Origin of the sequence: Snodgrassella sp. W6238H11 (assembly GCF_016100525.1) — a bacterium.
Lineage (GTDB): Bacteria > Pseudomonadota > Gammaproteobacteria > Burkholderiales > Neisseriaceae > Snodgrassella > Snodgrassella alvi.
The window spans coordinates 1-11,149 of record NZ_JACFSH010000012.1; the positions used below are offsets into that span (position 1 = coordinate 1).

An 11,149-nucleotide genomic window follows, 5' to 3' on the forward strand; every position below is an offset into this window, starting at 1 on the left:
ATTTTTTCATATTGAAATTCTCCTTAAAAATATCATAGAGAATTTTCTACTTTCTTGCTGTACTATTTTAGGGGATAGTTACAAATTAGATTGAATAAAATTATATAGATTAATTTCTACTAGATACAAATCATTAATTATTATTAATAAAACAGATATATTAATCTTAAAATTAATACTAAAAATATAAATAATTTGTTTAGCAAAAAATATTAAACAATTATCTAATTATGATTTGTTTTATTTTTATTAAACTATATAACTTGTAATTTTTTGCTTTAATATTTGTCCGTAAAACTCGACTTAATCCAGACCGATGCGATGCTTAATCGTAACCGGAATATTAACCGTTTCCTGCATAGCATTAAGCGTTGTGCTACCAGTTCAACTTTACACATCAGACAGATACCAAAAGCACCTTGCTGTACCCGCGAGCTGGTGCTGAGGCAGCCGCAGTTCAGATTAATTTCATCATACTCATAACCAGCAGTAATTATAGCAGCCTGTACTAGAACTGCCCGCTTACTGCCGCCCTGCTGCTAAGCAATAGGTTGCTCCTGCGGATAATATGCCAGTAATCTGTTTCAAAATTTACAATATATCTTTATTGACCTATTCACAAAAAAAGAGCCAATAAAGGCTCTTTTTTGAATATATAAACTGTTTTGGTAGTGGCAATACAGATTAACGTTTTGAGAACTGTTTTGCACGGCGTGCTTTGCGCAGACCGAATTTTTTACGTTCAACTTCACGTGCATCACGAGTAACCAGACCAGCAGCAGACAGAGTTGGTTTCAGAGCTGCATCGTAGTCAATCAGTGCACGGGTAATGCCATGACGAATCGCACCAGACTGACCGGTTTCACCGCCACCTACAACATTTACTTTAATATCGAAAGCTTCCAGATTTTCAGTCAGTACCAGAGGCTGACGAACAATCATGCGACCGGTTTCGCGACCAAAAAATTCATCCAGCGGACGACCATTTACAATAATCTGACCGCTACCCTTTTGCAGGAAAACACGAGCCACTGAACTTTTGCGGCGACCCGTGCCGTAGTAATATTTACCGTTCATTGCGTGTCCTTAGATATCCAAAACTTTAGGTTGTTGAGCAGCATGGCCATGTTCTGCAGTAGCATATACTTTCAGTTTTTTAATCATGGCATAGCCCAACGGGCCTTTAGGTAACATACCTTTAACGGCTTTTTCCAGCGCACGGCCAGGAAACTGGTTTTGCATTTCAGCAAAAGTGCGCTCATAAATACCACCAGGAAAACCTGAGTGGCGATAGTATTTTTTGTCAGTCTGTTTCTGACCAGTCACACGCAGTTTGTCAGCGTTAATTACAATAATGTAATCACCAGTATCAACATGTGGCGTGTATTCTGGCTTATGTTTGCCACGCAGACGGCGGGCGATTTCAGCAGCCAGACGACCCAGAACTTTGTCTTGAGCATCAACCACATACCAATCGCGCTTCACCTCATGGGGCTTAGCTGAAAAGGTTTTCATAAAAGCTAATCCAGATAAATATACGAAAGCTTCTAATATTAAAGATTAATCAATTGATTGTCAATTGCTGTACAGGGTTTGTATGACAATTTCCCTGTACTGAGCAGGATACAGTTGCATTGATGATTACATCTGTAGTCATATTCAGCCGATACGTTTGAAAGGTGGTAAACACGCCAGTAACTGTTTACCATATCGCGCAGTCAGAATACGATTATCCAGAATAGTAACCCGGCCGTAATCTGTTTCAGTCCGAATCAGCCGCCCTACGGCCTGAATCAGCTTGATACTGGCTTCCGGCACAGTAATTTCCATAAACGGGTTACCGCCGCGTGCCTCTATCCATTGATTGCGGGTTTTCTCAATCGGATTATCCGGCATAGCAAACGGCAACTTGGCAATAATGACCTGCACACACATCTCACCGGGTAAATCCAGACCTTCAGCGAAACTGTCCAGACCGAAAATAATACTTGGACGACCGGCAGCAATTGCCTCATGATGGCGCTCTAATAATATCTGTTTGGGTATTTCTCCCTGCACCAGCAATAAGGGCAAATGACTGTCCGGCAATTTCAGTGCAACCTCCTGCATTTGCCGCCGTGAAGAAAATAATACCAGTGTCCCAATGGGTTCGTTTTCACTAATCAGCTTCGGCAGCCATTTAACAATTTCGCTGGTATGCGCTGCCGCATCTTTCGGGCTGGCTGTCAGTGCCGGTATATACAGCTCACCCTGTTCTGCAAAATGAAACGGGCTATCCAGTGCCAGCATAGTAGTATCAGGCAACCAGCTCAGGCCTGTTTGTTTTAACAGTAAATCAAATGTACCCAGTGAGCGCAGTGTAGCCGAAGTCAGCAATGCCCCTGCTGCCCGCCGCCACAAACCACTGGCCAGCTTACTGGCACTGGTAATGGGAGAGGCATGAAAGTTGTAGTCAACCTTATCTTTAGCTATCCGAGTAATCCATTTAGCCAGTGGTGCTTCGCCTTCAACTTTTTCCGTGGACATTAAATCCCATACATCCACGACCTGTTCAGTTCGCGCCAGCAGCATGCCCAAATCAGTACTGAGTTGATCAAGCAGGCTGCTATCCTTATTCTTATCCCGTCTGGAGGCAGATAATGCCTCATTCATACCGTTTAAATGTTTCAGCAGCATTCGTGCGGCAATAGCGGTATTATTTACCAGCATATTCAAACTCGATGGTATTTCACCATCCGGCCACAGCCAGCTGCTTTCTTCGATACCGTCCTGTACTGCCAGACTGGGTTCATCAGCCAGACAAATCAGCCATTCCTGCAAACTTTCCTGCAAACCCGATGCAGCTTCAACAACCAGCACTGCAAGTTCACTTTTATCCAGCACACCAGCTACTTTATCTACAATATTGCCAATCCGGTCTAAAAACCATAATGTCTGATTCAAACTATGTTCAGCCGCAAATTGCTGTAAAGCTTTATGCGGCAAATGGTGCGCTTCATCGATACAATAAAAACTATTGGCCGGTGCCGGCAAAATTACACCACCGCCCATGCCGATATCAGCCAGCAGTAAATCATGATTGGCTACCACAACATTCACCGTTTCCAGCGTCTCCCGCGCCAGAAAAAAAGGACACTCGGCGCGGTTCGGGCACCCAGATTTCAAACAACCATGGCGATCATTAGTTACTTTCTGCCATAAACCGTCGTCAATTTGTTCCGGCCATGTATCCCGGTCTCCATTAAAAGTACGGGCAGCAAACTGATCTGCCATATTACGCAATACTGCCAATTCTTCTTTTTTAGGCTTCCGCTCCCAGAGTACCATTTGTGGTTCAAAACCCTGCAAACTGTCCTGTGCGTTTAATTGGGTTAATTGATACAGTTTATAGGGACATAAATAACGTCCGCGTCCTTTAGCCAGAGCAAAACTAAGACTCAATCCGCTGTGCCTGACTACAAACGGTAAATCACGCCCGACCAGTTGTTCCTGCAAGGCGACAGTCGCACTGCTTACTACCAGTATTTTGCCGCGCGTCTGCGCCATAATTCCGCCGGCAAGTAAATATGCCAGACTTTTACCTACTCCTGTCGGCCCCTCTACTACAACGATAGACTCACCATTGCGCTCCGGTGCATCCTCACCATCCTGCTGTTGCTGAGTGCGTGAAAATGCATTAGCAACGGCTGCAATCATTTCCCGCTGTGCCTGCCGGGGCCGGAAATTAGGCAAACTTCTGGCAATACTTTGGTAATGATCACGTATGGCGTTTTTTTCTAAATCAGTAAGCATAACAATTCAAACAATAGGTAAATAGCATAAACCCATATTCTTTTTAGTAGTAAAGTTATTTAAAATCAGTATATTTACAAACTAATTCCAATTATATACTTAAATTCCATATTAAATTTTTAGCAGGCACATTATGAACAAAATTATCTATTTCGTTTTATTCTGTCTCGTGACAACAGGTCTTATTGCCTGCTCTAAAACTCAGCAAGATTCCACAGCAGCCAGTACGACCAAAAAAGAGCTGGTTTTTGGTGCCTCTGCTATGCCTTACAGCACAGTATTTGAACAAGGCATTAAACCTATTCTGGAAAAACAGGGCTACACCATTAAAACCATGAATTTTTCCACGCTGGAAGTGAATAATCAATCTGTTAATAATGGTCAGGTTGATTTTAATCTGGATCAGCATACTGCCTATCTTAATGTCTTTAACCGTGAAAAAGGTACACATCTGTATCCTTTGGTACATATCCCTACCATACCGGCTGCCATTTACTCAGACAAATACACATCCTTTCAGCAGGCGCCTAATGGTGCTACTGTGCTGATTCCCAGTGATCCGGCCAATACTTCACGTGCATTGCGCATTCTGACCGATAATCATTTCATTCAGCTCAAATCCGGCACTAACCCGATACTGGCAACATCCAGAGACATTGTCAGCAATCCAAAACAATTGAAAATTAAAGAAATGGATTCAGTCATGATTCCGCGCACACTGGGTGAAGTAGATTTCGGTTTCGCCTCCGGTGGAATTGCTTACCAGTCTAAACTTGATCCGAAAAAAGCCGTACTTCGTGAAAAAGTAATTCCGGAAATGGAAATGGTGGTTACCATTAATGAAAAAAATAAAGATACACAGTGGGCAAAAGACTTAAAAGCAGCCTATCAATCACCAGAATTTAAACAATTTATGCAGAAATACAATCAAAATCAGATGTGGGCACTGCCACAAGGTGAATAAACCTATTACATCCTGAAAATTGCCGGTAATACTATCACGCATTACCGGCAATTCATCTATAAATTCATCACGTAACAGTAAAAATTTAAAAACGTATAGCAGTTCACTACTTATTAATCACAACACTGAAAATAAACCCCGCATGTAATATTTATTAACGTGTGTTTTGCAGTATGGCTCAACAAAGCGGTATAGCAGCCTAACATGTTTAATAAAAATAACAAAACAAAAATTTTAAATACATTTTATAATATAGAAATTACATAACTTAATTTATAAAAGCATGACTCTTTACAGTATCAAACCTGCTTTTCAAAAATTATTACGCCCGCTCATGTTCTGGCTGTATCGAAAAGGCGTTACAGCAAACCACATTACCCTTTCTGCAATTGGTCTTTCTGTATTAATCGGTGTCATACTGGCTATTTTTCCGCATCCGGGATTATTCTGGCTGCTACCGATTACATTATTTATCAGAATGGCGCTCAATGCACTGGATGGCATGCTCGCTCGTGAATGTAACCAGCAAAGCCGGCTTGGTGCTGTCTTAAATGAATTGGGTGATGTCTTATCTGATATTGCCTTATATGTGCCGTTCATTCTGTTACCGGGCAGTAATACGACTGTGGTACTGGTAATGCTCTTTTGTGCAGTACTTACGGAATTCTGCGGCATTCTTGCTCAAACAATTAATGGAATCCGCAGCTATGCGGGTCCCATGGGTAAAAGTGATCGTGCCCTGATTTTCGGTACATGGTCTTTATTACTGGCTATCTGGCCAGAATTAACATCATGGAACAATCTGCTGTGGTGTATATCAATTGTCTTATTGGTCTGGACTTGTGTTAACCGTTGTCGCAGTGCACTGACCGGAGAACACTGATATGCTGTTGCAAAAATCCTTACTGGTCATTTTCAGCCTTTTATTACTGGCTACAGTTATCAATGGCTTATTAGTGTACCTGAAACCGGATAAAGACTGGCATGAACTCACACTGCGTATTCGAACGTGGTGGATTATTATTATACTGTTTTCTCTGGCATTAATCAGTCCATCCTGGTTAGGGATATGTTTTTTTGCTCTGGTCAGCTTTATGGCGTTAAAAGAATATTTAACGCTGGTACCGGCACGCCATGCAGACCGTATGCCTATTCTGTGGATGTTTATCACTATTCCGATTAATTACTGGTTTATTGGCAGTAACTGGTACGGTTTTTTTATTATATTTATTCCGGTATATATGTTCCTGTTTTTACCGGCACGAATGGTTATTGCTGGTGATACCAAACATTTTCTGCGTACAGTGTCTCAATTGCAGTGGGGTTTGATGACAACTGTATTTGCTTTCAGCCATGTTGCCAGTTTGCTGGTACTGCCGAATGATCATCAGCAAACTGGTGCACTATTGGTACTGTTCCTTGTGGGTTTAACAGAATTCAATGATATTACTCAATACTTGTGGGGTAAATCTCTGGGTAAAATCAAAATAACACCTAAAGTCAGCCCGAACAAAACTCTGGCCGGACTACTTGGCGGCATAGCCAGCACGACAATTGCAGCCATGCTGCTGGGTCCTATACTGACACCACTGAGCTGGGAAATGTCTTTAATTGCAGGTCTGATCATCAGTATAAGCGGATTCTGTGGTGATATTGTCATGTCTGCAATCAAGCGGGATATTGGTATTAAAGACAGCGGCACGATATTACCCGGCCACGGAGGTATTCTTGATCGTCTGGACTCATTGATTTTTACTGCACCGGTATTTTTTCATTTCGTTCGCTATTTTTACTACTAAATCATGCTTAAATCATTACTCAAACCCATATTTGCATTATGTATAGAATGGCCGTTTATGCGTTTCTGGCTGGGTTTGCGTATTCATCAACATCACAATCTGCCTAAACAGGGTCCGGCAATCATTGTTGCTAATCATAATAGCCACATGGATGTATTTGCACTGATGGGTCTATACTCACCTTTACAGCAAAATCAGATTCATCCGGTAGCTGCAGCAGATTACTTTCTGAGTAATAAATGGCTGGCCTGGTTTGCAATTAATATTCTCAACATTATTCCGGTTACCCGTCAGAATGGCGGTCAGAACAATCCGCTTCAGGGCTGTGAAGAAGCCTTACGTCAAAACAAAATCCTTATCCTATTTCCAGAAGGCTCTCGTGGCGAACCCGGAAAAATGCAACCGCTCAAATCAGGTATCTGGTATTTAAGCGCTGCTATGCCAACTGTACCCATCATTCCAGTATGGCTACAGGGAACTGAACAGATTATGGCTAAAGGTAATCGTATTCCGCTGCCCCTATTCATAGACATTAATATTGGCAGTGCCATGTATTACCAGCCGGATAAGGACCAGTTTAAAGCAGATTTATTAAATAATTTACTCGCATTGCGTCCGCAATATACGAAAAGAGATTCTGATGACTGAACAACGCCAAGCAAAAGAAAGTACATTTTATACCAGCGATAAACAAGAATTATTTTATCGACACTGGCCTGCAATTACCTCCGGCACAATACGTAAAGTTATTGTATTGTTTCACCGCGGACATGAACATTCTGGTCGTTTGCAGCACATTGTGGATGAGCTGAACATGCCGGATACGGATTTTTATGCATGGGATGCCCGCGGGCATGGCCACTCTCCCGGCCCTCGCGGTTACAGCCCGTCTCTGGCTCGTTCTGTACAGGATGTGGATGAATTTATGCATTTTGTTGCCGCAGACAGCCAAACTCCCCTTTCGAATATCATAGTGATTGCCCAGAGTGTGGGAGCGGTACTGGCAGCAACATGGGCACATGATTATGCCCCGAAAATTCGCGGACTTGTATTAGCCTCTCCTGCATTTAAAGTAAAACTGTACGTGCCGTTTGCTCGGCCATTGCTTAGTTTCGGACAATATGTGAAAGGTCTGTTCTTTGTTAATTCCTATGTCAAAGGCAAGTATCTGACCCATGATCCTGAACGTGTTAACAGTTTTAATAATGATCCACTGATTACCCGTGCAATTGCAGTAAATATTTTACTGGATTTATACCGTACAGCCGACCGCGTCATTGAAGATGCTGCTGCTATTACTTTACCTACGCAACTGCTGATATCAGGTCAGGATTATGTAGTGCACAGGCAACCACAACTGGATTTCTATCAGCGTATTCGCAATCCGCTCAAAGAAATGCACATTCTGCCCGGTTTTTATCACGACACATTGGGCGAACTTAACCGAGAAGAAGCTTTTACAAAAATTCGCAGCTTTATCGATACCTTATATCAGCAGCCAGTAGCCGCTTTTAATTATCAGCATGAAGATCGCTGGAGCCCGAGTGCAGATAACTGGCGTGAATTAAGCGGCGGACCGGTTCCGCTTTCTTTCAGTGCCTTTAGTTATCGTGCCTTACATAAAGGTATGACAACCCTTGGTAAACTTTCTAATGGCATTAAACTGGGCTGTGAAACTGGCTTTGATTCCGGCAGTACACTGGATTATGTTTATCAGAATCAGCCTCAGGGTCAAAACTGGCTGGGAAAACAATTTGACAAAGCCTATCTCAATAGCATTGGCTGGCGAGGTATCCGGCAACGCAAAATTAATCTGGAGTATATGATTAAACAAGCTGTATCAAAACTACAGGAAGAAAATCTTCCGGTTCGGGTTGTTGATATTGCTGCCGGTCATGGCAGGTATGTCATTGAAGCATTATCCAATATCAATGCAGTTGAAGAAATTTTATTACGCGACTACAGTGAACTTAATGTTAGCAAAGGTCAGCAGATGATTGCTGATTATGGTTTAAGCAATAAAGCGCGATTTGAAATTGGTGATGCCTTCAATCAGGAACAACTCGCAGCACTTACACCTCAGCCTACCCTGGGTATTGTTTCCGGACTGTATGAACTTTTTCCGGATAACTCTCTGTTACGCAATTCACTAAATGGTTTAGCAGCAACTATCCCTGCCGGTGGTATCCTGATTTACACAAATCAACCTTGGCACCCGCAATTGAAAACCATTGCATGGTCTTTAACCAGCCATCGTCAGGGGCAGCCGTGGATTATGCGTAATCGTTCGCAAGGTGAAATGGATGCTCTGGTAAGTGCAGCCGGTTTTGATAAATGTGCACAAATTATTGATGAATGGGGGATTTTCAGCGTATCCATGGCAATTCGCCGTGCATCATGAAGTTGCGTAGTCAATTAAACTGTTTGGCAGTAGGCTGGTTAATCATTCTGGCGCCGTTTTTCTTGGTAACGTATGAACTGGTTAATCAGTTTACTGCCACACGAGCTGATATTAATAGTGTGGTATATAGCTGGGAACAATACATCCCGTTTATTCCGCTCACCATTATTCCTTACTGTAGTCTGGCTTTGCTCTATAGCATATCTTTATTTTTGTGTCGCTCTATATCTGAACAGACTCGTCAGGCCTGCCGGTTAGTATTAGCTTCTACAATAGCCTGTATCAGTTTTTTACTATTTCCTCTTCGTTTTAGCTTTATCCGTCCCAAAGTTGAAGGTTTTACCGGCTGGTGGTTTAATCAGCTGGAGCAGTTTAATTTATCTTATAATCAATCTTCAATAATCTATATCATCCTAAGCTGGCTGCTGTGGCAACACTTTTTACAACATGCTCCTAAACGTCTGCGCTGGCTGATTCATTGCTGGTTTCTGTTAATTGGTATTTCTGTATTGACGACATGGCAGCATCATTTTATTGATGTAATGATCGGCGTAGCTATTGGTATGTTTATTGACTGGCTAATACCGGTTAAAAAAATACCAAAAACCCATATTCATATACCGTGTACACAGTCAAAAAAGCTGACTAAGTATTATGCAACAGCAGCGCTTGTGTGCTTATGTTTTGGAATTTATTCTACTCCGTGGTTATTATGGCTGGCATTATCTTTATTTATTGTCAGTTGTTCATATCATTTTGGTGTTAATACAATATATAAATCACAGCATGGCAAATATTCAGCGGCTATTTATATTCTGTTATTTCCCTGGCGATGTCTGATGACTATTTCCAGATGGCTGTATACCCGTAAAATTCCTGCTATCAGCCCAATCAATGAGCACATTTTTATGGGTAGTTATCCTTGCAGCAGTGTTAAACAAAAAGCCATTCTGGATTTAACATTCGAATTTCCACGCGCCCAATCTACATATAATCGTGTGTATACATGTATACCGATGCTGGATCTGGTTTGCCCCAGTATGTTGCAATTGCAACAAGCTGTCAGTGAATTAGAAAAATTACGTACACAGCACAATAGTGTTTTAATCCATTGCTCATTGGGACTATCACGTAGTGCCATTGTAGTAGTAGCATGGCTGCTGGCTTTTGATAATTTTAAAACTGTAGAACAGGCCTGTACATTTGTGCAGCAACAACGCCCGCAAATTGTACTAGGCTCCAAACATATGGAACTTCTTGAGCAATGGCACATCAGCATAACCCAGAATCCAATGAACATGAACTTAGTAAAGTGTTAGTCAGCCACACATTAGCAAGCTGGCGCTTTTTGTTATTGATGGCATTAATACCTTTATTATGGGCAATATTTTGCGCATCTGCCGGCTTAATACGTTCACTGATCACAGCTGGTGCCGATATAGTTATTTATCAATGCTGGCGGCTATGGCTGGATAATCATTATTTCTCTGAACTCACTCAGGAAAATAACCGGCAGGCTGGTATTATTCTTGCTTCTATTTGGCAAAAACAAAAACTGCAAGATTTTACTTTGGAACAAAGATATGAGGGAGCTCTGAAGCAACTCAAATATTCCTTAATAAGCTGTGCTCTGCTCTGGCTAATCTGGATTATTACTTTATTGTTTAAATAAAATATCTGTAGATTTAATGATAAAAAAATAAGATTAATTTATGTTAAATTAAAATGGTATAGAAATTTTCTATCTATAAACAGTTAAGCGAATAAGCAATAGATTTGTCATATTTTTCATTCAAAGCAGTAGTCACTTAAATTTCTAATATAGATTATACTAATCATCTTTTTTGTATCAATAAAAAACTAATCAGATGAGTCTGCACATAGCTCTGTATCAACCCCAAATTCCTGCTAATACCGGCAATATCGCCCGCACTTGTGCCGGCACACATACCAGCCTGCATTTAATCCATCCATTAGGTTTCTCTACCGATGACAAGATGCTTAAGCGTGCTGGTCTAGATTACTGGCCTCATGTAGATATTCATTATCATGATAGTCTGGAAGCATTCATCAGCATGACTGAAACCCAGACTAATGCACAAGTTTACCTGATAGAAACCTACGGCACACGCAATTACACTCAGTTCGACTACAGCGACCCCAATCAGCAAATCTATTTCCTCTTCGGTCGCG

At 41.6% G+C, this 11,149-nt stretch carries 11 protein-coding genes and 1 pseudogene; 8 read left to right on the forward strand and 4 right to left on the reverse strand.

What is annotated here, in order from left to right; genetic code table 11:
- Positions 1-306: 306 nt before the first annotated feature.
- The 4 genes and pseudogenes from H3V00_RS11035 to dinG all read right to left on the reverse strand — a co-directional run.
- Positions 307-539 (reverse strand): annotated as a pseudogene (locus H3V00_RS11035) (tRNA-dihydrouridine synthase); the annotation flags it as partial.
- A 145-nt stretch (positions 540-684) separates the two neighbouring features.
- Positions 685-1,077 (reverse strand): 30S ribosomal protein S9, encoded by a 393-nt coding sequence (gene rpsI, locus H3V00_RS11040; RefSeq protein WP_025329932.1) that lies wholly within the window; start codon positions 1,075-1,077, stop codon positions 685-687.
- Between the two features lie 9 nt (positions 1,078-1,086).
- Positions 1,087-1,515: a 50S ribosomal protein L13 gene (gene rplM / locus H3V00_RS11045; RefSeq protein WP_025329931.1), complete on the reverse strand. Its 429-nt coding sequence runs from the start codon at positions 1,513-1,515 to the stop codon at positions 1,087-1,089.
- A 144-nt stretch (positions 1,516-1,659) separates the two neighbouring features.
- The gene (dinG, locus tag H3V00_RS11050) at positions 1,660-3,792 is read right to left on the reverse strand and encodes an ATP-dependent DNA helicase DinG (RefSeq protein WP_198208107.1); all 2,133 of its coding nucleotides are present in this window, start codon (positions 3,790-3,792) and stop codon (positions 1,660-1,662) included.
- 133 nt (positions 3,793-3,925) lie between these two features.
- Here dinG and H3V00_RS11055 point away from each other — a divergent pair, with 133 nt between their 5' ends.
- The 8 genes from H3V00_RS11055 to H3V00_RS11090 all read left to right on the forward strand — a co-directional run.
- Positions 3,926-4,756: a MetQ/NlpA family ABC transporter substrate-binding protein gene (locus H3V00_RS11055; RefSeq protein ID WP_084547198.1), complete on the forward strand. Its 831-nt coding sequence runs from the start codon at positions 3,926-3,928 to the stop codon at positions 4,754-4,756.
- 283 nt (positions 4,757-5,039) lie between these two features.
- The gene (locus H3V00_RS11060; RefSeq protein WP_078474481.1) at positions 5,040-5,639 is read left to right on the forward strand and encodes a CDP-alcohol phosphatidyltransferase family protein; all 600 of its coding nucleotides are present in this window, start codon (positions 5,040-5,042) and stop codon (positions 5,637-5,639) included.
- Between the two features lies 1 nt (position 5,640).
- Positions 5,641-6,555, forward strand: coding sequence for a phosphatidate cytidylyltransferase (locus tag H3V00_RS11065; RefSeq protein ID WP_078474483.1), 915 nt, complete (start codon positions 5,641-5,643; stop codon positions 6,553-6,555).
- Between the two features lie 3 nt (positions 6,556-6,558).
- Positions 6,559-7,203 carry a 1-acyl-sn-glycerol-3-phosphate acyltransferase gene (locus H3V00_RS11070; RefSeq protein WP_037393225.1) on the forward strand — a complete coding sequence of 215 codons (645 nt, stop codon included), beginning with the start codon at positions 6,559-6,561 and terminating at the stop codon, positions 7,201-7,203.
- On the forward strand, positions 7,196-8,956 hold the full coding sequence (locus H3V00_RS11075) for a bifunctional alpha/beta hydrolase/class I SAM-dependent methyltransferase (protein WP_198208105.1): 1,761 nt from the start codon (positions 7,196-7,198) through the stop codon (positions 8,954-8,956). The genes H3V00_RS11070 and H3V00_RS11075 overlap by 8 nt, the downstream gene beginning before the upstream one ends.
- Positions 8,953-10,275, forward strand: a complete 1,323-nt coding sequence (locus tag H3V00_RS11080; protein WP_198208103.1) for a phosphatase PAP2/dual specificity phosphatase family protein — start codon at positions 8,953-8,955, stop codon at positions 10,273-10,275. The genes H3V00_RS11075 and H3V00_RS11080 overlap by 4 nt, the downstream gene beginning before the upstream one ends.
- Positions 10,221-10,628, forward strand: coding sequence for a hypothetical protein (locus H3V00_RS11085; RefSeq protein WP_100125443.1), 408 nt, complete (start codon positions 10,221-10,223; stop codon positions 10,626-10,628). The genes H3V00_RS11080 and H3V00_RS11085 overlap by 55 nt, the downstream gene beginning before the upstream one ends.
- 196 nt (positions 10,629-10,824) lie before the next feature.
- A partial coding sequence (locus H3V00_RS11090) for a tRNA (cytidine(34)-2'-O)-methyltransferase (protein WP_198208101.1) occupies positions 10,825-11,149 on the forward strand: 325 nt, incomplete at its 3' end.

What these genes read in the sequence shown, in the direction of transcription:
- rpsI (WP_025329932.1), bottom strand. Translation starts at nt 1,077, where the DNA reads ATGAACGGTAAATATTACTACGGCACGGGTCGCCGCAAAAGTTCAGTG.
- rplM (WP_025329931.1), bottom strand. Translation starts at nt 1,515, where the DNA reads ATGAAAACCTTTTCAGCTAAGCCCCATGAGGTGAAGCGCGATTGGTAT.
- dinG (WP_198208107.1), bottom strand. Translation starts at nt 3,792, where the DNA reads ATGCTTACTGATTTAGAAAAAAACGCCATACGTGATCATTACCAAAGT.
- H3V00_RS11055 (WP_084547198.1), top strand. Translation starts at nt 3,926, where the DNA reads ATGAACAAAATTATCTATTTCGTTTTATTCTGTCTCGTGACAACAGGT.
- H3V00_RS11060 (WP_078474481.1), top strand. Translation starts at nt 5,040, where the DNA reads ATGACTCTTTACAGTATCAAACCTGCTTTTCAAAAATTATTACGCCCG.
- H3V00_RS11065 (WP_078474483.1), top strand. Translation starts at nt 5,641, where the DNA reads ATGCTGTTGCAAAAATCCTTACTGGTCATTTTCAGCCTTTTATTACTG.
- H3V00_RS11070 (WP_037393225.1), top strand. Translation starts at nt 6,559, where the DNA reads ATGCTTAAATCATTACTCAAACCCATATTTGCATTATGTATAGAATGG.
- H3V00_RS11075 (WP_198208105.1), top strand. Translation starts at nt 7,196, where the DNA reads ATGACTGAACAACGCCAAGCAAAAGAAAGTACATTTTATACCAGCGAT.
- H3V00_RS11080 (WP_198208103.1), top strand. Translation starts at nt 8,953, where the DNA reads ATGAAGTTGCGTAGTCAATTAAACTGTTTGGCAGTAGGCTGGTTAATC.
- H3V00_RS11085 (WP_100125443.1), top strand. Translation starts at nt 10,221, where the DNA reads ATGGCACATCAGCATAACCCAGAATCCAATGAACATGAACTTAGTAAA.